Source organism: Vibrio sp. SCSIO 43133 (genome assembly GCF_023716845.1).
GTDB lineage: Bacteria > Pseudomonadota > Gammaproteobacteria > Enterobacterales > Vibrionaceae > Vibrio > Vibrio mediterranei.
Genome location: NZ_CP068024.1, coordinates 3,079,881 through 3,102,797, shown reverse-complemented (window position 1 = coordinate 3,102,797; position 22,917 = coordinate 3,079,881). Strand labels below are relative to the sequence as shown.

Here is a 22,917-nt window from a genome sequence, read left to right as displayed (position 1 = left end):
ATGAATCCGCAAGCGGAACGACTCGTTGAGTTTATCAAAGGGCATGGCATTACCAATGGTGCAGTATTAGAAGCGATTCAATCTGTACCCAGAGAACAGTTCGTGTCTCAAGCGATGATACATCAAGCGTATGATAACAATGCGTTGCCTATTGGCGCTGGTCAAACGATATCTCAACCTTATATTGTCGCCAAAATGACCGAGCTTTTAGAGCTATCAAGAGAAACTAAAGTACTCGAGATAGGAACGGGTTCTGGCTACCAAACTGCAGTTTTAGCTCAAATAGTTGAGCACGTCTTCTCGGTAGAAAGAATCAAATCTCTTCAATGGGATGCTAAACGTCGTCTAAAGAGACTCGATATTTACAATGTCTCGACTAAACATGGTGATGGTTGGCAAGGATGGAAAGCAAAAGGTCCTTTTGATGCGATTATTGTGACAGCTGCAGCGGCGACAGTCCCTGACGCTTTACTGTCTCAGCTCACAGAAGGTGGGCGACTTGTAATTCCTGTTGGTGATGATGAACAACAACTATTAAAAATCACTCGAAAAGGTGATAGTTTTAATACCGAAGTTATTGAATTAGTAAGGTTTGTTCCTTTGATTGCAGGTGAATTAGCGTAAATGCAAAGCCGTTTGAAGGCCGTGGGTTCCGTAATTATGTTGTCCAGTGCACTTGTTGGGTGTGCTGGGCGTTCGCCTGCACCTGTCTCAGATTTGGGAGGCAGGTACGATAATGTCTCTCGAGGGAGCTATCGCGGTAGTTATTACGAAGTGCAAAAGGGTGATACCCTCTATTTCATCGCCTACAAAACGGATAAAGACGTTAAGGAACTGATTCGACTAAATAATCTTCGTTCTCCTTACACCATTCATCCTGGTCAGCGCCTCAATTTGTGGCGACCTGTTTATACTCCTCCTGCGTACGCTGGCTCTGGTGCTGGGGAAGTGGCTGCGGCTTCTACTGCAACAGCTGCCGCGGGTTCTACCACCGCTAAAGCTAAGTCTTCTAACTCGCAATCCTCCAAAGCGAAGACGGGTAGTTCATCAACGCAAAATAGTCAAAAAACAGCCACTAAGAAGGTTGATCAATCAAAAACAAAGGAGTATGGTGACTCTAAAGGTAAACAAAATGTTAATAACACAAAACCCAATACGGCAAAACAGAGCACTGCTCAAACCAAGCCGAAGCCACCACCTAGCTCTAGCGGCAAAGTAACGAGCTGGCAATGGCCAACCAAGGGACGTGTAATAAAGAACTTTTCTGCAGGGGACCAAGGAAATAAAGGTATCGACATTGCAGGCCAGAGAGGCCAAGCGATTGTTGCCACTGCAAAAGGAACCGTGGTTTATTCGGGTAATGCACTCAGAGGTTATGGAAATTTGGTTATTGTTAAGCATAACGATAACTACCTCAGTGCCTACGCACATAACGATCGGTTGTTGGTATCAGAAGGACAAAGTGTAAAAGCCGGACAAAAAATCGCAACAATGGGAAGCTCCGGAACCAATAGTGTAAGACTGCACTTTGAAATTCGTTACCAAGGTAAATCGGTAAATCCTAAGCGTTACTTACCGTAATTACCGTATACGTATTTACAATACGAAAGCTACTTGCAATTTGATTGACGTTATCAGAGAAGGTTAGCGACATAGTTTGTAGTCATGTTTTGCTAGCTCGCCAGGGGGAGGCGCTATGAGTATCAGCAATGCAGTAACCAAAAATGAAAACTTCGACGTTGAAACGGAATCAACGGAGATCGTCGAAAACGCACTTACCAACGATGAATCCATTTCTGAAGATAAAGATATGTATGACGCATCGGCGAAAAGCCTGGATGCGACTCAGCTTTACTTAGGCGAAATTGGTTTCTCTCCATTACTTACCGCGGAAGAAGAAGTCCTGTATGCGCGACGTGCCCTAAAGGGTGACGAAGCCGCTCGTAAACGTATGATCGAAAGTAACCTACGTTTGGTGGTGAAGATCTCTCGACGTTACAGTAATCGTGGGCTGGCGCTGCTTGATCTTATTGAGGAAGGAAACCTTGGTTTGATTCGAGCAGTCGAAAAGTTTGACCCAGAACGAGGCTTCCGTTTTTCTACTTACGCCACTTGGTGGATCCGACAAACGATTGAACGTGCGTTAATGAATCAGACTCGCACCATTCGTCTTCCGATTCATGTAGTGAAAGAACTCAATATCTATTTGCGTACTGCTCGTGAGTTATCACAGAAGCTAGACCATGAGCCTACAGCAGAAGAGATTGCACAGAAGCTTGATAAGCCAGTCAGTGATGTGTCTAAGATGCTACGTCTAAATGAACGTATTAGCTCAGTAGATACACCGATTGGCGGTGATGGTGAAAAAGCACTCCTAGATATTATTCCTGACTCAACGCATTCAGACCCTGAAGTATCGACTCAAGATGATGATATCAAGTCTTCGCTGATTCACTGGCTTGACGAGCTAAACCCTAAGCAGAAAGAAGTACTAGCACGACGTTTTGGTCTGCTCGGTTATGAGCCATCGACACTAGAAGAAGTAGGACGTGAGATTAATCTGACCCGTGAACGCGTGAGACAGATTCAAGTTGAAGGCTTACGTCGACTTCGCGATATCCTGATCAAACAAGGGTTGAATATGGAGTCACTGTTCAATTTCGATGACGATTAAACTATTCGTCTCATGAACAAAAAAATACCGCCAAATTAGGCGGTATTTTTGTCTGTGCGTAATGCTGAACTGTCTTATGCCCAGCCGTTTGGACTCTTCTTACGACGAGGAATGATGTGTGGAAGAATCAAACCAAACAACAGACCTGCTCCAGCTACACCACCGCCATACATAAAGTAGCGCAGCAGTAGGTCTTCTTTCTGTGTATCCAGCTTTGCGCGCAGCTCACGGATTTCAGTTTGAGATGAGGTTAGCTGCGAGCTGATATCTGAGTAGTTTTGCTCCAGTTCAGCAATTTGCTTGTTACGTGCTTCTAGAGAGCTCACTAGACCATCTTTTTCGCTGTTCGCTGTTTCACGAGCGTTAGCCAGTAGTGATTTCGCTTCAGTCAGTTCTTTCTCAAGACGCGGAAGACGCACTGCCATGCTCTCTTGAGTGGTCACATACTTAGTTTCAACCCAGCCTTTGCGGCCACGGCTATCTTGAACTTGAGAGTAACCATTCTCTCTATTAGTGGAGAGTAGTCGAACTTTGTCACCAGCATTGATGCTGCCAATGATTCGATATTGGCTGCTAGGGCCAGAATGCATATAAGTAAATAGCTTGTCAGCAATATAACGATCCTGCGCCAATGCAGCAGGGGCTGCCAGTAATGACACCATGATCATGCAGATCAGTTTTTTCACAGTAAGTCCCTTAAGTGTTTCAATGGGGAATGAACAAGAAAGTATCGTTCGCTTTGGTCGCGGAGACGTACTCTCAATTTGTAAATTTTTAAGAATGGGCAAATAGTATGAAGTTTCTTAACGGGGTGCAACAAAGAAGGGAGGCAAAGCCTCCCTTTATTTGAATTTGAGTCAAATATGACGTGAGCTTCACATCTCTCTGACTTTATTGCACATCGTGCTTATGCACCAAAGATGGCTTGCATAGCGTAGAAGAATACGACCGCTAGTAGTGCACCTGCTGGTAACGTAACAATCCAAGAAGCTACGATGTTACGAACAACACCTAAGTTTAGTGCAGCAATACCGCGAGCAAAACCAACACCTAAAACCGCACCTACAAGTGTTTGCGTGGTCGAAATAGGAAGACCTGTACCTGAAGCCAAAACAACCGTACAAGCTGTTGCTAGCTGTGCAGCAAAGCCACGGCTTGGTGTTAGTTCGGTAATACCCGTACCAACAGTCGCCATTACTTTGTGGCCCATTGTTGCAAGACCAACAACGATACCGATACCACCTAATGGAAGAATCCACCAAGCGATAGAGCTTTTCGCTGTAATTTCGCCCATGTGTTCAACGGTAGATACTACCGCAGACAGTGGACCAATTGCGTTAGCTACGTCGTTCGAACCGTGTGCGAATGCCATTGCACAAGCTGTGATAACCATTAGAACACTGAAGATACCTTCAACGCCGCTAAAACCATGATCTTCCTCACGGTCAGCAAACTTACGTTGGATATAGATGTAACCACCGATCATAACGAGTGCAGAAACACCTGCAGCCCAGAACCACGCTTCCATACCTTCTAGGTGCAGACCTACGTGCTTAAGACCTTTTTTAATCGTTACCAGGGCGATAACCATGGTAGTAATGAACATGTAAACTGGCACAAAGCGCTTTGCGTTAAACAGTGGTTTTTCAGTATCAAATATCAGTCGTTGTGCACTGATAAATATTACGTAAGCAAAAAAGCCAGAAATAACAGGGGTAATAACCCAGCTACCTACGATGCCTTTAACTGAGCCCCAGTCTACCGCTTCAGTACCGACTGACACACATGCGAAACCAATGATGGCACCGATGATTGAGTGTGTCGTTGATACTGGCCAGCCCATGTAAGAAGCTAGAAGTAGCCATGTACCTGCGGCAAGTAGAGAGGACATCATACCGTAGACAAGAATGTCAGGTTGATGGGCGAACAGTGACGTTTCAATAACACCTTTACGAATCGTGTCAGTCACTTCACCGCCGGCAAGGTATGCGCCAGCAAATTCAAAGATCATCGCGATGATGATCGCTTGCTTAACTGTTAGAGCTTTAGAGCCAACAGAAGTACCCATTGCATTGGCAACATCATTTGCACCAATACCGATTGCCATAAGGAAACCGAATACTGCTGCAACAATAATTAGGATAGTGCCGTAGTTTGCAAGAATATCCATTGTAATACCTAGTTTTGTTTCATAACAAGCGGAGCAATTCTTTAGGCGCAGGGCAAACTCTTAAGCATTGTCTGTGCTCAACGCCTAATTCATCCTTGCTCTTTGTTACTTAGTTAACGTTCGATTAAGACCTAGACAGCATCACTTCAAGACGAGCGCCTACACGCTGTGCTTGATCTGCAATACCGCCGACCCATTCAAAAATCTTGTAGAGGAACATGACATCAATTGGATTCATGTCGTGCTCAATCGTCATCAATTGCTGACGAAGTTGGATCTGCATTGCATCAGTGTCATCTTCGATGATATCTAGCTGATGAATCATTTCTGCTACAAGCGTAACTTCGCGGCCTTTAAAGCCAGTCTCTAACAGTTCATCAAGCTCGTTAATTACTTTTTGAGCTTGGTTAGCTGCATCAAGACAACGCTTTACATAAGCGATGAAGTTTTCTTGCAGTGGAGCTGGAATGACGAGTTGTCGACCGTATACACGACCGGCAATGTCTTTTGATAGGTTCGCTAACTTATCTTGCTGTGTAAGTAGCTCAAGCATGTCGCTACGATCCACAGGCATGAATAAACCGCGTGGTAGTTTTAAGCGTATTTCACGCTTAAGTACGTCCGCTTCTTTCTCTAGGTGAGAAATCTGCGCACGGATCTCTGCTGCTTTCTCCCAATCGCCTTGAGCACTAGTCTCAAAGAAGTTGATAAGATGAGAACAACATTCTGTTACGCACACTACGTGGCGCTGCAAAGGCTTAATAGGGGACTTTGCAAATAACCCCATAATTGTATTTACTGGCATGGTCATTCAACCTAATTAATATAACCTGAAATAAACATACACCAATTCATGGTGAAATGTTGAGCGATGGCTATAAAGGCGCGCATGGTAACCCATTAAAAGTCTGATTTAAACTGTTTTAGATCATCATTTGGGTGATATTTGTCACTTGCTGAACGCATCGATTGCTCATATCCTGTTGTGAGTGTCCCCGAAAGGTAAAACTATGGAAACCGAGATAGAACTGAAGTTTTTTGTTTCTCCTGAATTTTCAGAAACTTTACGTAACAAAATTTCTGAAACAAAAGTACTTCAGCACAGTTGTCGTGAGTTAGGAAACACTTACTTCGATACTCCTGATAACTGGTTACGCCAACATGATATTGGCTTAAGAATTCGCCGTTTTGATGATGTTTTTGTTCAAACTGTAAAAACATCTGGACGCGTGGTTGCAGGTTTGCACCAACGTCCAGAATTTAATGCAGAACACACTTCCAACTCTCCATTGCTCACACTTCACCCAGTAGATATCTATCCTCAAGGAAAAGATATCGATGTATTGCAAGCAGAACTGACACCTATTTTTGCGACAGACTTTACGCGTGAACAGTGGTTGATTGGTATGGCTGATGGTAGCCAAGTGGAAGTGGCCTTCGATCAAGGAGTGGTCTCTTCGGGTGATAAAACTTATCCCATTTGCGAAGTGGAGCTGGAGTTAAAATCAGGTCAAACCGATGCGCTATTCACATTGGCTCGCTCATTTAGTGAAGACGGTGGCATTCGCTTAGGTAACTTAAGTAAAGCGGCGAGAGGTTATCGCTTGGCAATGGATTACGAAGGTGATCCCGTCAAGACAATGGATTTAGTCGACACCGTAGAAAGCGATAGTGTAGAAACCTGCTTTATTCAGTCTCTCGAACATGCTCTAGCTCACTGGCATTATCATGAGCAAATTTACGTTGAGCATGAGTCCATAGAAGCGCTGCATGAAATTAGTCATGCACTAAGCTTTATTCGCCAGATTCTTACTGTTTACGGTGGCATTGTTCCTCGCCGTGCTAGTGCAATTGTACGACAAGAATTGAAGTGGTTAGAAGAGGAGCTAAGCTGGCTCAAGAGTTATGATCACTTCGAAACGTTACTTGAAGATAAAGGGCATGTTCTAAGAAAGCTGGATGCAAGAAAGTATTTGGTTGCTGAGCTGAAAGAGATGGAGCAAGAGCTACCTGATCGTGAAGACATGCTGAAATTGATTCACTCGGCACGCTATGCAGGTCTATTACTAGACCTAAGTCGCTGGATTTTATCGCGAGGCTGGCAGCCGTTTCTTGATGACAAAGCTCGCGATAAGATGGCGCAAAACATTAAGCCGTTTTCCATCAAACAGCTTGCACGCACTTGGGCTGAGTTGATTGAGGCTTTCCCACCAGAGAAACTGCTCACTCGACAGGATTACATCGACCAACAATATCGTTTGATGAGGAATCTCTACACCGGTGTTGGTTTTGCTAGCCTTTATAATATGGATGAGCGCAATAGTTTCCGGCTTCCTTGGGCAGATTTACTTCAGGGAATCGACGACTTACTGATGTTGGAGCCTTTAGAGCGCTTAGTCACAAAATTAGAAGGCGAAGAGCAACAGCAACTAGAACGTTGGTTGAAACGCCAGGAGAGCTCCATACTACATGCGATGGAGCAAACTCGACAAATCAGTATTGAAGCTCAGCCTTACTGGCAGGACTAGTGGCTAATTAATTGCTGCAAAAAAGAGGCGTGGTGCCTCTTTTTTGTTATTTATTGGAATCCAGCGAGTCCATTTTTCTTTCGATTTTCTCTAGCTTGTGTAAGATGATTTCTTGTTGGTTTAACACCTTCTGTAGCATCACTTCTTTATGTTTGGAACGCCTTTCATCCATTGAACTTGGTGAGGAAAGCAGCGAGGTAATCAAACCTGATGTCATACCAAACAAACCAACACCACAGATGATAATCACTCCAGCTAGCGCTTTTCCCAAACCCGTAACAGGGTAATGATCTCCATAGCCCACTGTTGAAACGGTAACGAAAGCCCACCAAACTGCATCGCCGATATGCTGAATATTGGCTTCGGGATCATCTCCTTCCGCCCAGAGCATAAGCCCAGCGCCTGCGGTGATCAGTAAGATCAGTAGTAATAAAATAGAAGCAATGGTGGTTTCGTGCTTATTCCGCGCCAGTTGTCTTAGTAGGGCCTCACCAGAACGGATAACCAAAATAACTCTAAAGATATGAAACACTCTGGCAAAACGTAGCGGCTCAATCATAGGTACACTAGCGACAAAATCGATCCAGTGGGTTTTCATAAATTGCAGACGATCTGTGGAGCGGATCAGATCTATGAAAAGCTGCAGCAGAAATAAACTACAGATTATAAAGTCTAGGCCGATAAGGACGGTACGCTCATCGCTATTGATAGGCGCAAACAACAAGGCTGAGATCACAAATAGCGCCATAAACGACAGAAAAAGTGACAATAAACTCAGAGGCTTAGTTTCAGTTTTGGTATCATTTGCTTTCATACGAGGCTCGAAATAAATAACTTGGGCTCATGCGTGCCATTTCCTTTAGCGAAGGTAACGTACAAGTAAATGACGTTGGCATCAAAGTTAGGTAAAGACACCCTAACTATATAATAAATAATGGAGAACGGATAATGACCACACTGGCATTTAAACCTTGGGAGCGTGTAATAACGGACGTGCGCTTAGTTCCTAAGATGTTGATGTTGATGATATTTAGTACGGTTCTGTTGGTTAGCAAGCAATTATGGGATGCCAGTACATTTTATGATTCATTGCTTGCTGCGACGCAAAGTGCAGAGGTCGCGCAACAGCATTATGAAGCCTACTTGGTTCAAGTGGTTTGGCAAACAGCATTGATGATCGTGCTCTTTGTTGCGCTCTTATTATTCGCCGCTAAAACGATGTTAAAACAAACTACATATCTCAGCGATGCTATCAAACGCATGGCGGACAAAGACCTGACCGTGCCGGTCAACATGGATTGTAAAGATGAGTACGGTGACGTTGCTAGAGAGCTAGAACGCACTCGTGTTCAGCTGCAAGATATCATCAAGACTCAAGTGGTTACTTCTCAAGAACTCGCGACGCTCACTGAAGTGATGACGTTAAGCATGTCTGAAACCAAAGAGTCTTCTCAAGAAGAGTTTAACGAAATCGATCAGCTTGCCACGGCAATGAGTGAAATGACTTCAACGGTTCAGACCGTTGCAGATCACGCTCAGAATGCTTCTCAGCTAACAGAACAAGCTTCAGGGCAGGCATCGACAGGTCAACGTTTTGTTCAAGGCACTGTGACTAAAATGAGTGAGTTGTCGGATGATATCGCAGCTTCTGCGCAAGCGGTAAACCAAGTTGAAGAACGTGTTGAGTCCATCGGCAGTGTTGTGGGCACCATTCAAGGTATTTCAGAGCAGACTAACCTTCTAGCGCTTAATGCAGCTATTGAAGCTGCACGTGCAGGAGAGGCAGGCCGAGGCTTTGCTGTTGTTGCGGATGAAGTGCGCAATCTCGCTCAACGCACACAGCAGGCGACAGTAGAAATCCAAGAGATGATTTCTCAACTGCAATCAAGCGCCAATTCAGCGGTTGAATTGATGGAAAAGAGCGTGGTCGAAGCGGCCGACGGTGTAGAACTTGTCACCAATGCCGGTGTAGAACTTGATGGCATTGTGAATCAAGTCAATCAGATTAATGATATGAACTTCCAAATTGCCACTGCAGCGGGTCAGCAAAGCAGTGTTGCCGAAGAGATGAATCAAAACCTGACTAATGTAAGAGAGCTGGTCGAAGCGTCGGTTGTGGTTGTTACTGAGCTGTTGGAAACGTCGGAAATGATGCAGAATAACGCAACAGAACTCGATGGTAAGATTCAATCGTTTAGAGTTTAATTCGCAATAATAGAAAAGGGGTCACTGATTACAGTGACCCCTTTTTTGTATCCAACGAATGTGTGCACTGTAGCAACAAAAACTACAGTGCTAGTTTTCTTCTGCTGATTCTGTTTCCGCTTGTTGCTGTTGTAACTCTAAGACTTGGTTGTCAATTAGACGCGCTTTTCCTAAGAAAGCCGACATCAAAATAACCGCGTGCGTTGAATCACTGCTAATCGGTTGCAAGCTGTGTGCGTCGCGAATGAAAATTTCGTCTGGCTGAAGACCTGCTGCACGCAATTGATCACTTGCGTCTTCAACAATGGAAGCGTAATCATCACGACCACCGCGAATTGCACTGTTAATCCAACGCATGGTTTTTGCTAACACAGGTGCACGCTGGCGTTCATCCATTGTCAGATAACCATTACGTGAGCTCATTGCCAAGCCATCCATTTCACGCACTGTTGGGACACCGACAATGTCAATATTCATGGCAAGATCGCTCACCATTTGACGGATAAGCGCCAGTTGCTGGTAATCTTTTTCACCAAAGCAAGCTACGTCTGGCTGAACGATATTGAACAGCTTAGTGACGATAGTTGATACGCCTCTAAAGTGCCCTGGACGTGAAGCACCTTCAAGCATGTGAGAAATGCCTGGAACCTCAACAAAGCTCTGTTTATCCAAGCCTTGTGGGTACATAACTTCTGGTGTTGGCGTGAACAATAAGTCGACACCTTCAGCCGTCAACTTCGCCATATCTTCGTCAAGCGTGCGTGGATAGTTGTTTAAGTCATCCGCACGATCAAATTGCATCGGATTAACAAAAATGCTCGCGACGACGACATCAGCATGTTCGCGTGCTTTGCGCATTAAAGTAAGATGGCCTTCGTGCAAATTACCCATAGTAGGAACAAAGGCAATTCGACGCTGTTCGCGCTTAAGTAGTGCAATTTGCTCTCTAAGTTCAGCAATATCAGCTAAAGTTTGCATGATTCCCCCTAGGCAATCGTATGAGCGTCATCAGGGAAAGCGCCGCTTTCCACATCAGCGATGTACTTCGCGACAGCACTGCGCATATCACCAGTTTCTGCGAGGAAGTTTTTCGAGAACTTAGGCATGTAGTTCGCCGAAATACCAAACATGTCATGCATCACTAAGATTTGGCCATCAGTAGTGTTACCTGCACCGATACCAATAACAGGGACATCGAGCGCTTCTGTGATACGTTTTGCGAGCTCTTGAGGAACGCATTCCAATAGAACGATTTGAGCGCCAGCTTCTTGAAGAGCCAGTGCGTCACGTACCATTTTGTCTGCATTCTTCTGATCGCGACCTTGAACTTTATAACCACCAAAAATATTGACGCTTTGCGGCGTTAAACCTAGGTGAGCACAAACTGGAACAGCACGTTCAGTCAGCATTCTTACGGTATCAACGAGCCAATCACTGCCTTCAATTTTAACCATGTTAGCGCCTGCACGCATCAGCTTTGCCGCATTCTCACAAGCTTGCTCTGGAGTGGCATAGCTCATGAAAGGCATGTCGGCCATAAGAAGACAGTTTGGGCTGCCTGCACGTACACTACGAGTATGATAAACAACGTCTTCTACTGTTACAGGAAGTGTGTCGTTGCGGCCTTGAAGTACCATACCTAGTGAATCACCCACTAGTAGAACTGGCATTTCTTGGCTTTCAAATAAACCTGCAAAGCTCGCATCATACGCGGTTGACGTTGCAAATTTACGACCTTCTTGTTTCCATTTAACAAGATCGTTGATGGTGATTTTTTTCATTTTTAATCCTTACTTAGGGGTTGGCTACGATTGCCAAACTCTGAGCCCATTACGTGACACATTGTCCACCAGTGTTTTGAGCTCAGTCCCGTCAGGGAGTTGTAAATTTGGTGCGATTTCCAGAAGCGGATAGAGAACAAACTCTCTCTCTTTCATCCCATAATGAGGAACGGTTAGGCGCTCGGAATCGATCACCTCATTGCCATAAAGAATAATATCGAGATCAAGAGTTCTTGGGCCCCATCTCTCATCTTTACGGACACGCCCTTGTTCCAGTTCGATCGCTTGCGTGCAATCGAGGAGCTCAAGTGGCGTTAATTCGGTAGAAATTTGCGCGACAGCATTAATGTAATCAGGCTGATTTTGTGGCCCCATTGGTGTACTGCTATAAAGCGAGGAGCAAATCGTGAGCTTACTCTTTGGTAAGTGCTTAAGTGCTTCAATCGCTTCGTTAGCTTGAGCTACGGGATTTGAAAGATTGCTGCCAATCGCTATAAAACAAGTGATCATTACTCAGCGCTCTTAGATTTCTTCGGTGTTCTTCTGCGACGAGAACCAGAACGAGAGCTTGAACCACCAAGGTCATTGACCATGGCTTGACGCATATTACGACCCGCTGATTGGAACGTTGCCCACCATTTTGCCAAAGTAGCTACTTCACCGCCTTCAATTTCACCACGCATTTCGAGGAAATCAAAGCCCGCTCGGAACTTGTTAAGCTCCATCAGTCGGTAAGCTCGCTTGCCTGAACGACGAGGCAGTCGCAATTGCAGTTGCCATATCTCGCGAATCGTTGCGGTATGACGGCGCGGGATCGCTGTCGATTTGACTTGTTCATCAAGGATATTATTACTAGCTTCCATGATAGCGTCGTACTCAGACATGCCTTTTGACATTAATCGAGTGGCATATTCCATCATTGGGTACCAAAGCATGGCAGCAAACATAAACGCAGGGTTTACGCGTTTACCTTCTTCGATGCGCTCATCGGTAGCATCCAACACCAAGTCTAAGACTTGCTCAGTGCGAGAAGAATACTCTTCAGTAAAGTGCGGCGCTATGATTGGGAACAATTGTTGGAATAAATTGTATTCCCTCAATAGGTGATAGGTTTCTAGTCCATACCCAGACTGTAATAGCTTTAATGACTCTTCATATAAGCGAGCAGATGGGATATCACGCAATAATGGTGCAAGTTCTTCAATCGGCGCTGCTGTGTCTTCTTCAATGTCAAAATCTAATTTGGCAGCAAAGCGTATAGCGCGCAGCATACGCACTGGATCTTCGCGGTAGCGAACTTCAGGCTCACCGATAAGACGAATTAAACGATCTTCTAGATCTTCCATTCCACCTGCATAGTCGTGAATGGAGTAGTCGCCGATGTTGTAATACATCGCATTGATTGAGAAATCACGACGCTCTGCATCTTCATCAATAGAACCATAGACATTGTCGCGCAGTAGCATGCCTTCTTTGCTCTGTTGAGAAACGTTTTTCTCTTGTTCTTGATGGTGTCCACGGAAGGTAGCGACTTCAATAATATCGCGACCGAACATAATGTGTGCAAGACGAAAACGTCGACCAATGAGACGACAATTCCTAAATAGTTTTTTGATCTGCTCTGGCGTTGCGTTAGTGGCTATATCAAAATCTTTAGGTTGTTCTCCAAGCAGCAGATCGCGCACGCCGCCGCCAACGAGATATGCGTCATATCCTGCACCATTAAGGCGATATAAGACTTTTAACGCATTTTCGCTGATCTGCTTGCGCGAGATGTTGTGTTCGTCTCGGCTATAAGTCTGCAATGAAAGCTCGTGATAGACCGGTTGAACTTTTTGAGAATTTTCTTTTTTATTCATAATATTAACGCAATTTAGGTTCGCGAAATGACGCAGTTTTGGCGTACATTCCGTGCCTGACGCATGAAATTTGCCGCTTATGATAGCTTAGAGAGCCTCATTTGAGAATGGCGGTTTGATTTTGAGCTCATTTGGTAGTTGTAAAAGCTGCCAGTTTTCCACGCCCCACTGGATGATAGTCTCTATGTTTTCTGTTTCAATATGGCTATCAATGTTGAAACCAAGAAAACGCATTGCATTGAGTAATGTGGGTCTTGGATTATCTAAATCAATAGCGGTGGCATGATTTTGTTTGGATAACTTGTTGCCATTATCATCAATTGCCAGCGGAAGATGCAGGTAGCTCACTGGTTCCACCTCTAATGTCTTATATAAGCTGATTTGACGACCTGTCGGCTCAATAAGGTCAGCACCGCGAACAACTTCAGTGATGTTCTGGTAAATATCATCGAGCACCACCGCAAGGTTGTAGGCAAACAACCCGTCACGACGCTTAATAATGAAGTCTTCTTCAGCTAAAGCTCTAGGGATGTCCAGTTGGCCATATCGTTGGTCGATAAAGGATTCAACCGGGTGGTGCATTTTGAGACGGACTGCGCACTGATCGCTTGCACTCAGTGCTTTATCACGACACGTACCTTGGTAGTATCCACCTTGTGCTTTTATTTGCTTTCTGGTGCACTCACACAAATAAGCTTGCCCTTGATGTAGCCAATGGTCGATTTGAGCCTGATAAGCCTCCAACCGAGAGCTTTGGTAAAGAACATCACCATCCCAATGCAATTGATAGGCTTCCAATGTTTTTAAGATAAGCGAGGCTGCCCCAGTCACTTCACGCGGAGGATCAATGTCTTCTATTCGAACTAACCACTGACCTGAATGGCTTTTGGCTTGGAAATAACTTCCCAGAGCGGCAATTAAGGAACCAAAATGGAGTGGACCTGAGGGAGAGGGGGCAAATCGACCTATGTACATAGTATTAGTTTCGTATGAAGTAGTGGATCAAAAAAGGGAGCGTTTGCTCCCTTTTCTTATCGCTTATTAGCCTTGCATTTGTCTTTCTTTGATCTCTGCAAGAGTCTTACAGTCGATACATAAATCGGCAGTAGGACGAGCTTCTAAACGACGGATACCGATTTCGATACCACAAGATTCACAGAAGCCAAACTCGTCTTCTTCAATCTTGTTTAGTGTCTTCTCAATCTTTTTGATTAAGCGACGTTCGCGGTCACGGTTGCGAAGTTCGAGACTGAACTCTTCTTCTTGTGACGCGCGGTCAACGGGATCAGGAAAGTTAGCTGCTTCGTCTTGCATGTGGTGCACAGTTCGATCAACTTCTTCCCTAAGTTGGTTGCGCCAAGCGCTCAAAATTTTTGTAAAGTGATCCATTTGAGCTTGTGACATGTATTCTTCACCAGCTTTCTCTTGATATGGTTCAACACCTGCAATGGCTAGGATGCCTAGCGCTTTTTTCTTAGTTTCTGGCATGCAGCATCTCCTACTTACACCTAGTCAACTGTGCGTACAGTTAATTTTAAGGCGGGTATCTATAGCAAAAAGAAATGCTGGTGGCAAATGAAGTTTGTTAAAGTTCTTATCAATGTGAAGTGAAATCACTTTTAGCTGAAATCGACCTTCGATAAGAGCGTAATTTCATTATCAAAAAACGCTGCCTTGTAACAAATTACCTCTACCCCTGCTTCCTCTGCTTGCTTGAGTAATTGTGAATATTTCGCATCTATATGGTGTGCCGCTGACACTTTTTCAATCCCTGAATGCAAAACAGCGAAAAATAATACAGCTCGATGTCCGGTTTGAACCATTTCTGTGAGCTCTCGCAAATGCTTTTGTCCTCTTGTGGTTTGTGCATCTGGAAAGTAGCCCTGACCGGTGGTGCTTGCATCATCAAGCAGTGTGACACTTTTTACTTCAATGTAGCAATCTGCGCGATCACTATCTTGTAATAAAATGTCGATTCTGCTGTTTTCTTGACCATACTTCACCTCGGTTCTCAACGATTGATAACCATTAAGCTCCTCAACAATGCCATTTTCTATTGCTTCAACAACTAAAGTATTAGCCCTAACCGTATTAACGCAAATTTTATGACCTGAGACGGTTTCCGTTAGCTCCCAACTATTAGGGTATTTTCGCTTTGCATTGTCAGAGGTGGAGTACCAAACGGTAGAGTCTGGGTCGGCGCAACCAGTCATTGCCCCGGTGTTTGCGCAGTGGATAGTGATCTGTTCTTTGTTGCTTAAATGGATATCAGCAAGAAAGCGTTTGTATCGTTTTATTAGCTTTCCTTGCTTTAAAGGAGGATCAAAGTGCATTTCGAGGCCATTTTTTATTAGAATGAGTGGCCACATTACAACATAAGGTCAAAGCGTTGTCACAGCTCCCTATAGAACAAGTGTTGCCTTCAATATTTGAAGCGATTTCCTCATCGAATCAGATCATACTCAAGGCGGCGACTGGTGCCGGTAAGTCAACGTACTTTCCTGAAAAGCTTGTTGAAAGTGGACTGATAGACGGCAAAATTATCATGCTCGAACCGCGACGTATTGCGGCCAGGAATATAGCCATGTACGTAGCGTCGCAGCGCAATGAAACGGTAGGTCAAACCGTAGGATACCGAGTACGTGGTGAGAGTAAGGTAAGCAAGGGTACAAAGTTAGAAGTTGTGACAGAGGGCATCTTAACTCGTATGCTGCAAGACGACCCCGAGTTGACGGGCATTGGAGCGATTATTTTTGATGAGTTTCATGAGCGTAGCCTGCATGCCGATACCGCACTAGCTTTTTCCCTTGAAAGCCAAGAGGCGCTGCGAGATGACTTGAAGCTGATAGTGATGTCTGCAACGTTGGAAGCCAATGATCTTCAACGTGTATTACCAACAGCAACCTTTATAGAATCCAGTGGACGCTCTTTCCCAGTAGAAACCCATTATGTGCCAATGAGCCGTAATGATAACCTGCCAATGTTTATGGCAAAACATATAGAGAACCTGATGCTACGTGAGTCAGGTTCCTTGTTGGCTTTTTTACCGGGCGTTGGCGCCATCAAAAGAGTTGAAGAGCTTTTGAGCCAATCTGGTATCGAAGCAGATGTCTATCCCTTATATGGGCAGTTGGATTTTAAAGTGCAGCAAAAGGCTATCCAGCCAGCTAAATCCGGGGCACGAAAAGTCGTTCTTGCAACCAATATCGCTGAAACTTCCCTAACCATTGAAGGTATTCGCCTCGTCGTAGATTCGGGTTTAGAAAACCAATCTTGGTTTGATTTAAAGACCGGTGTTTCGAGACTTGAACAAACCCGTATTGCACAGTCCTCCGCGATTCAAAGGGCAGGACGTGCAGGTCGAATTGAGCCTGGGCTTTGTGTACGTTTATATAGTGAAGCTCAGTTCAACTCACAACCTGAGCAAAGTACGCCAGAAATTCTACGTAGTGACTTGTCCACATTGCAATTAGAACTGACCAAGTGGGGCTGCTCTGATGCAATGGATTTAGCTTGGATAGACCCTCCTAAGTCCACGCATCTACAGCAAGCCCAGTCGCTTCTTAGCAAGCTGAAACTTATCGATGAGAAGGGCAAGCAAACCGCACTTGGACATCAAGCTCATGAGTTGGGTGTTGAGCCTCGCCTTGCTAGCATGTTGCTACAGGCTAAGCAGTTAGGGTCTAAGACGCTCAATGTGGCAATAGCCGTATGCTGCCTGATTGAAGAGCCCGAACGCAATGAGCTGGATCTTACCCGTTCATTAACGCGCTGGCAGCAAGGCACTCACTCTCGCCGTGGCCCTCTTTCCCAAAGAGCTTCTGTATTGGCGCAACGTTTATCGCATCGTTTTGTTTTAGAGGTGATGAATGAATCTTTACTCGGATTTGTCGCAGTGCTCGCATTCCCAGATAGAATAGCGGCAAGTCGCAGTGCTGCATCGGGACACTATTTGTTAGCAAATGGGCATGGAGCAAGTGTCGATAATCAGCAACCATTAGCGAAGTCACTTTACTTGGCCGTTGTTGATTTAATGAAAACCGGTCAGGGAAGTAGTCAGATTTTTAAGGCGTTGCCGCTGGATATTGAGCTGCTTTCGACAACAGCACCGCAATTAATTGATGAACTCTCTGTGGTGGATTGGGATGATCAGAAAGGTCGCTTAGTTGCCAGTGAACAACGAAAAATTGGCGCGATTGTTTTGCATCACAAAGAGATTCCCGTTCCAGAAAAAGCGGATGTTGAAGCTGCGCTGCTTGGCTATGTTAAGCGTAAAGGCTTAGCTGCGTTAGACTGGAGCTCACACGCGCAAGCGCTTTGTACGCGCGTCATATGTGCTTCGGACTGGCTCCCAGATGAAGGTTGGCCGGATATGTCTGAGCAAGCATTGTTCGACGAGCTTGAGACGTGGTTATTACCCTTCATGGCTGGCATCAAGAATGCCAAACAACTTAAGAAGTTGGATGTAATGGCCGCATTACAAGCCCGCTTAGGTTGGGATAAACAACAACGACTCAATGAGTGCCTCCCGACACATTTGGTGGTTGCCTCTGGCGGAAGAAAGAAAATACATTACCAAGTTGGTGAAGCTCCGACGTTGTCGGTGAAGCTGCAAGAAATGTTTGGCGAAAAGTCATCACCTACTATTGCGCTAGGTAAACAAGCGATTGTGTTAGAACTATTATCTCCAGCTCAACGTCCGTTGCAGATAACCAGAGACTTGGCGGCATTTTGGCAAGGCGCCTACAAAGAAGTACAGAAAGAGATGAAGGGGCGTTACCCGAAACATCCTTGGCCTGATGACCCAATGAATCATCAGGCAACGAGTAAAACTAAAAGACAATTGAATTCATGACAGTAACGAAAAAGTTGGCACCTAGTGGTAAAAAGCCAGCACCAAGAAAGACCACCACAAAATCGGCTCCTAAATCGAAAGCCAAAAGCAGCAAACCTAAGCGTAAGCCGAGTCGGAAAAAACCAAAACAAGGGTGGGGGAAACGCCTGTTCTCAATCGGTTGGAAACTGGCTTTGGTTGGCGTGGTCGCCCTTGGCGCGGTGTTTTACTATCTTGATCAAGTGGTTAAAGAGCGCTTTGAAGGCAATTTATTCGAGTTGCCAACAGTGGTTTATGCTCGTGTGCTCAATCTGTCTGTCGGCGACAACATCACGATAGCTCAGCTACGTAATGAACTGGACGTCTTGAACTATCGTAAGGTATCTCAACCGCGCCATCCAGGTGAGTACTCTTCGTCTTCCACCAAAATAGAACTGATTCGCCGTCCCTTCGAATTTGCCGACGGTCCAGAGCCCGATCGTCATGTGATGTTGTATTTTAACGATGGGTCATTGTCTAGAATTCAGTCGTTGGAAAAGAAAGGCGATCTTGGCTTTCTAAGAATTGAACCTAAGATGCTTGGGATGCTCGAGAAAAAAGCCGATGAACAACGCTTGTTTTTAAGGCGTGATCAATTTCCAGAAATCATGATCGACGCGTTATTAGCAACGGAAGATCGTGATTTTTACCAACATGATGGCATCTCTCCTACTGCCATAGCACGTGCGTTTTTTGCTAACATTCGTGCTGGCCGTACGGTACAAGGGGGCAGTACGTTAACACAACAGTTGGCTAAAAACCTGTTCCTCACCAGTGATAGAACCTTATGGCGTAAAGTAAGAGAAGTGTTTATCGCACTCATTCTTGATTATCGCTATAGCAAAGACCAAATCTTAGAAGCATATTTAAATGAAGTTTACCTTGGCCAAAGCCGCGGTGAGGCTATTCATGGATTTGGGCTAGCGTCTCGTTTGTATTTTGGTCAGCCACTACAAGAGTTGAGAATTGACCAGCTTGCGTTATTGGTGGGTATGGTAAAAGGGCCATCGTACTACAACCCTATTCGTCATCCAGAGCGAGCTAAGCAGCGCAGAGACTTAGTGCTGCGTTTAATGATGGATCAGAACATGCTGACCGGACGTGAGTTTGAAATGGCAGCCTCTCGTGATCTCGACTTGCAGAACAATCCACAAATTGCGAGCCGCCAACCAGCGTATTTTCAGCAGCTTAACCGTGAGCTGAATAGCAAGCTAGGCGATAAGCTACGTGGTGGCAAAGGCATTCGAATCTACACCTCTCTGGATCCTGTTTCACAGGACAAGTTAGAAAAGGCCATTGCTAAGCGGGTACCTCAGTTAGAGAAAACCTCCGGCAAAGGGCTTGAAGCCGCTGCCGTAGCGGTGGACAGAAATACTGGCGAAATCCGCGCTATGGTGGGTGGTAAGCGCACTGGTTACAGTGGTTTTAACCGAGCGTTGAATGCGAGCAGGCCAATCGGGTCGTTAGTTAAGCCTGCAGTCTATCTAACTGCGTTAGAACAGCCGCAGAGCTATGATTTGGCATCGACTCTAAAAGACACTCCAATTACATTGAAAGGCAGTCAAGGTAATGTTTGGCAACCACGAAACTACGACCGTAAGTTCCGTGGTGATGTGCCGCTCTATCAAGCGCTTGCAAAATCCCTTAATGTACCGACAGTGCGTTTAGGGATGTCTCTCGGCATCAAGCCAGTTTCCGAGACATTAGTACGATTAGGCGTAGATGCGAATGAGATCAGGCCTGTTCCATCCATGTTCCTTGGTTCGCTGTCGTTGACGCCATATCAAGTGGCGCAGATGTTCCAAACCATCGCTAACTCAGGACGACAAGCTGAGCTATCGGCTTTACGTTCAGTCGTTACTGTAGAGGGGGAAGTGCTCTATCGATCTCTACCAAAATCCCAACAGAAGGTCCCTCAGCAAGCAGCATGGCTTACCACCTTTGCGATGAAAAAAGGGGTAGCTGAGGGAACAGGACGTTATCTGAATAGTCAGTTTGCATGGGCAGCACTGGCAGGAAAAACGGGTACTAGTAATGACACTCGTGATAGTTGGTTTGTTGGTGTCGATGGACGAGAGGTAACGACAATTTGGGTCGGGCGTGATGATAACAAGTCGACTAAACTCACAGGGTCTAGTGGTGCATTACGAGTGTATTCTGACTATTTGAAAGCTCGAATTCCGGAGAAGTTAACATTACCTTGGCCTAAGAACATCAGCATGATTGGTTTCTCTAAACAGCGTAGCGGTGCACTGGAACTTGATTGCGGAAGCCAATTTGAATTACCCGTCTGGGATGAAGGTGGAAAACTCAAAGCGTCCTGTGACAACCAACCCAAACAGTGGATAAAAAACCTGTTTGATTGGTGATTTCAACTACGTTTAATTATGAAGAGAATTTGCTAATTACCTGATATATTGGATTAACCATAATAAAAAGCGCTTTTAGGGATGAATGTGAAACGCCTGACTCAGTGGCTAGTAGCCGTCGCTCTCCTGTCCAGCAGTGGATGGGTGTTAGCAACCGAAAATACCGATAACAACGCAAAGGAACTTGACCGTCCTAAGATAGGATTGGTTTTGGCAGGCGGTGGCGCGAAAGGGGCTGCGCACATTGGTGTTCTAAAAGCACTAGAAGAAATGCAGATTCCTGTTGATATCATCACGGGCACGAGCATGGGGGCCTATGTGGGTGGCCTTTATGCTACCGGGATGAGTGCCGATGAGATTGAAAGCTTCATCTATACCGTGGATTGGAATAATGGATATCGCGACCGCGTTAGCCGCAGTCAACGCCGAGTTCGCGATAAGGAGTCGGAAGACCGCTATCAAATTCGCACCGATATCGGTTTACATTTTGGCTCGATAGAAGCCCCAAAAGGGGTGGTACAAGGCCAGAATATGTTACGCATTCTGCGCAAAACTACGGGCAACCTTCCTGAGTTTAAATCGTTTGATGACTTGGCCATTCCTTATCGTTCGGTAGCGACGGATATACTAAAACTTGAACCTGTTGTACTTGATAAAGGTTATCTAGTGGACGCAATGATGGCGAGTATGTCGGTGCCGGGCGCACTACCTCCTTATGAGCTAGATGGCTATTTACTGGTTGATGGTGGGGTGACCAATAACATGCCTGTCGAGCTGGCGAAGCAAATGGGTGCGGATATTATCATCGCGGTTGATATCAGTAGTGATTACAAAACCCGAGAGGATTTCAGTAGCTTCTTAACTGTTGGCGAACAGCTATCCAATTATTTGGTACGCCGCAGTACAGAAGAGCAAATGCAAGCTTTGGATGACAACGACATCTTAATGCATCCAGATGTGGGACAGATCGCTACCACCGATTTTTCAGCGATGCCGAAAGCGTATGACTTAGGGTATCAAGCGGCTTATCGTAATGAGAAACAGCTTAAAGCTCTGACCGTAAACAGTGCTAAGTTTCAGCATTACATCGATGCCAAACAGTTAGCACGTAAAAAATTGGTGTACGGTGATGAGAACGTAGTCGATAAGATAGTGATCAATAACCAGAGTCACTACAGTGATGAGTTAATCAAAAGCCGTCTGGGGCTGGAAGCGGGTGAGATTCTAGAAACTGATGAGATAGAGAAGCATATCGAGGAGCTCTATGCGCTCGATCGTTTTGAATTGATCACATACCGTTACGATGATAAAGGCGATGAAACAGATCTTGTTGTCGATGTAAAAGAGAAATCTTGGGGTCCAAATTATATGGACTTTCGTTTCTACCTTGAAGAAGACTTCAATGCGAACAGCTTCTATTCGATCGGTGTTACCACTAACTTTACCGACTTGAACGATCGCGGGGCAGAGCTGAGAGTGAACGCGGACTTTGGTACTGACAAGCGAGTGGAAGCAGAGGTCTACTCGCCATTCATGTTCAATCAAGACTTTTTCTTGTTAGGTGGCCTTCGCTACAACAGCGACAAGCGAAATGTGCTCTGTCAATTAAACTCCAGCGGGGATGGTTGCATGGAGCCAGCTCTTGAAGGCAATGCTGATTTTATTCCAGTATCGTATCGCGAGTGGGAAGGAGAGTTTGCGGTTGGTTATCAACCAGCGCTATGGCAAGAAGTGAAAATTGGTGCAAGGTATACGACTGGTGAATCGTATGTATCACCTTTACCTTCTGCTGGTACGTTTGATTTTGACCGTCGAGGTATTTTTGCCAACTACAAACTGGACACGTTAGATGATTATAGTTTGCCGACAAAAGGCTGGTTGGTGAATTTAGAGTATTTGCTATCGAGAGACAGTGGCGACCAAAACATCCAAACTGAACCTTCAGAATTTTCTGATAACGCCTACGAAATTAGCATTGCTACTAAATATGCAAAAACCTTTAATCGTAATACCTTAGTCGGCTCGTTCGATTACGAAATGATCGAGACGGAAAACGACTCATTGCCAGTGAGCCCAAGAGAACTTGGTGGCTTTTTGAATATGTCGGGTATTCCTCGTAACAGTTTGATTGGCCAGAACAAGCTCTATGGTAGTCTCGTGTATCGCTATCGCTGGTTCGATAACGACTTTGGCATGTTTCAATCCCCAGTTTACTTAGGAGCAAGTGCTGAGTATGGCGGTGTCTGGGATGGCGACCGTTCGTTGTCTAATGCGCCACTGTATCTGGCAGGGTCGGTCTTTGCTGGCATAGACTCTCCTGTCGGGCCTATTATGCTGTCTTATGGTCAAGTAGAAACAGGGTTACGCTCGTTCTATTTGATTATTGGAGCTGCTTATTAAACGTCATTATCACTCCAGATTATGTTGAATATAAATACTCTAAATGAAGGGTAGTATT

General features: G+C 45.1%; 19 protein-coding genes. 8 read left to right on the top strand and 11 right to left on the bottom strand.

The annotated features are described in order from the left end of the window. The 3 genes from JKJ11_RS14470 (at position 1) to rpoS (ending at position 2,674) form a co-directional block, all read left to right on the top strand. Positions 1-624, top strand: a complete 624-nt coding sequence (locus tag JKJ11_RS14470) for a protein-L-isoaspartate(D-aspartate) O-methyltransferase (protein ID WP_006072640.1) — start codon at positions 1-3, stop codon at positions 622-624. After that, on the top strand, positions 625-1,581 hold the full coding sequence (gene nlpD / locus JKJ11_RS14465) for a murein hydrolase activator NlpD (protein WP_124940255.1): 957 nt from the start codon (positions 625-627) through the stop codon (positions 1,579-1,581). Positions 1,582-1,696: 115 nt separating this feature from the next. Further along, positions 1,697-2,674, top strand: coding sequence for an RNA polymerase sigma factor RpoS (gene rpoS, locus JKJ11_RS14460; protein WP_006072644.1), 978 nt, complete (start codon positions 1,697-1,699; stop codon positions 2,672-2,674). Between the two features lie 74 nt (positions 2,675-2,748). Here rpoS and JKJ11_RS14455 read toward each other — a convergent pair whose 3' ends face one another. The 3 genes from JKJ11_RS14455 to JKJ11_RS14445 all read right to left on the bottom strand — a co-directional run bounded on the left by JKJ11_RS14455 (position 2,749) and on the right by JKJ11_RS14445 (position 5,649). Next, positions 2,749-3,360 carry a TIGR04211 family SH3 domain-containing protein gene (locus JKJ11_RS14455; protein WP_006072646.1) on the bottom strand — a complete coding sequence of 204 codons (612 nt, stop codon included), beginning with the start codon at positions 3,358-3,360 and terminating at the stop codon, positions 2,749-2,751. A 221-nt stretch (positions 3,361-3,581) separates the two neighbouring features. Then, positions 3,582-4,844, bottom strand: coding sequence for an inorganic phosphate transporter (locus JKJ11_RS14450; protein ID WP_038224033.1), 1,263 nt, complete (start codon positions 4,842-4,844; stop codon positions 3,582-3,584). 124 nt (positions 4,845-4,968) lie between these two features. Then, positions 4,969-5,649, bottom strand: a complete 681-nt coding sequence (locus tag JKJ11_RS14445) for a TIGR00153 family protein (RefSeq protein ID WP_038222611.1) — start codon at positions 5,647-5,649, stop codon at positions 4,969-4,971. Positions 5,650-5,854: 205 nt separating this feature from the next. Between JKJ11_RS14445 and JKJ11_RS14440 the strand changes: the two genes are divergently transcribed. Next, positions 5,855-7,372 carry a CYTH and CHAD domain-containing protein gene (locus JKJ11_RS14440; protein WP_006072653.1) on the top strand — a complete coding sequence of 506 codons (1,518 nt, stop codon included), beginning with the start codon at positions 5,855-5,857 and terminating at the stop codon, positions 7,370-7,372. 46 nt (positions 7,373-7,418) lie between these two features. Here JKJ11_RS14440 and JKJ11_RS14435 read toward each other — a convergent pair whose 3' ends face one another. Further along, entirely contained in the window at positions 7,419-8,186 is a 768-nt protein-coding gene (locus JKJ11_RS14435; protein WP_006072654.1) for a potassium channel family protein, read from the bottom strand. A 134-nt stretch (positions 8,187-8,320) separates the two neighbouring features. Here JKJ11_RS14435 and JKJ11_RS14430 point away from each other — a divergent pair, with 134 nt between their 5' ends. Continuing rightward, positions 8,321-9,577, top strand: coding sequence for a methyl-accepting chemotaxis protein (locus JKJ11_RS14430; RefSeq protein WP_198558305.1), 1,257 nt, complete (start codon positions 8,321-8,323; stop codon positions 9,575-9,577). 90 nt (positions 9,578-9,667) lie between these two features. Here the strand turns inward: JKJ11_RS14430 and panC are convergent, their stop codons facing one another. From panC to sfsA, 7 genes are all read right to left on the bottom strand, one after another. Further along, on the bottom strand, positions 9,668-10,555 hold the full coding sequence (gene panC, locus JKJ11_RS14425) for a pantoate--beta-alanine ligase (RefSeq protein ID WP_124940254.1): 888 nt from the start codon (positions 10,553-10,555) through the stop codon (positions 9,668-9,670). An 8-nt stretch (positions 10,556-10,563) separates the two neighbouring features. After that, a complete protein-coding gene (gene panB, locus JKJ11_RS14420; RefSeq protein WP_006072660.1) occupies positions 10,564-11,358 on the bottom strand; it encodes a 3-methyl-2-oxobutanoate hydroxymethyltransferase in 795 nt (264 codons plus the stop codon). Between the two features lie 24 nt (positions 11,359-11,382). Beyond that, positions 11,383-11,868: a 2-amino-4-hydroxy-6-hydroxymethyldihydropteridine diphosphokinase gene (gene folK / locus JKJ11_RS14415; protein ID WP_252038375.1), complete on the bottom strand. Its 486-nt coding sequence runs from the start codon at positions 11,866-11,868 to the stop codon at positions 11,383-11,385. After that, positions 11,868-13,217, bottom strand: coding sequence for a polynucleotide adenylyltransferase PcnB (pcnB, locus tag JKJ11_RS14410; RefSeq protein ID WP_252038374.1), 1,350 nt, complete (start codon positions 13,215-13,217; stop codon positions 11,868-11,870). The genes folK and pcnB overlap by 1 nt, the downstream gene beginning before the upstream one ends. A gap of 87 nt (positions 13,218-13,304) precedes the next feature. Continuing rightward, positions 13,305-14,192, bottom strand: coding sequence for a tRNA glutamyl-Q(34) synthetase GluQRS (gluQRS, locus tag JKJ11_RS14405; protein WP_252038373.1), 888 nt, complete (start codon positions 14,190-14,192; stop codon positions 13,305-13,307). A 66-nt stretch (positions 14,193-14,258) separates the two neighbouring features. Beyond that, positions 14,259-14,705, bottom strand: a complete 447-nt coding sequence (dksA, locus tag JKJ11_RS14400; protein ID WP_006072667.1) for an RNA polymerase-binding protein DksA — start codon at positions 14,703-14,705, stop codon at positions 14,259-14,261. A gap of 131 nt (positions 14,706-14,836) precedes the next feature. After that, positions 14,837-15,550, bottom strand: coding sequence for a DNA/RNA nuclease SfsA (gene sfsA / locus JKJ11_RS14395; protein WP_124940252.1), 714 nt, complete (start codon positions 15,548-15,550; stop codon positions 14,837-14,839). Positions 15,551-15,606: 56 nt separating this feature from the next. On the opposite strand from sfsA, the gene hrpB reads away from it, so the two are divergent. The 3 genes from hrpB (at position 15,607) to JKJ11_RS14380 (ending at position 22,859) form a co-directional block, all read left to right on the top strand. Continuing rightward, on the top strand, positions 15,607-18,072 hold the full coding sequence (hrpB, locus tag JKJ11_RS14390) for an ATP-dependent helicase HrpB (RefSeq protein WP_252039125.1): 2,466 nt from the start codon (positions 15,607-15,609) through the stop codon (positions 18,070-18,072). After that, entirely contained in the window at positions 18,069-20,459 is a 2,391-nt protein-coding gene (mrcB, locus tag JKJ11_RS14385) for a penicillin-binding protein 1B (protein ID WP_252038372.1), read from the top strand. Before hrpB ends, mrcB begins: the two co-directional genes overlap by 4 nt. 81 nt (positions 20,460-20,540) lie before the next feature. Continuing rightward, positions 20,541-22,859: a patatin-like phospholipase family protein gene (locus tag JKJ11_RS14380; protein WP_124940249.1), complete on the top strand. Its 2,319-nt coding sequence runs from the start codon at positions 20,541-20,543 to the stop codon at positions 22,857-22,859. Positions 22,860-22,917: the final 58 nt, after the last annotated feature.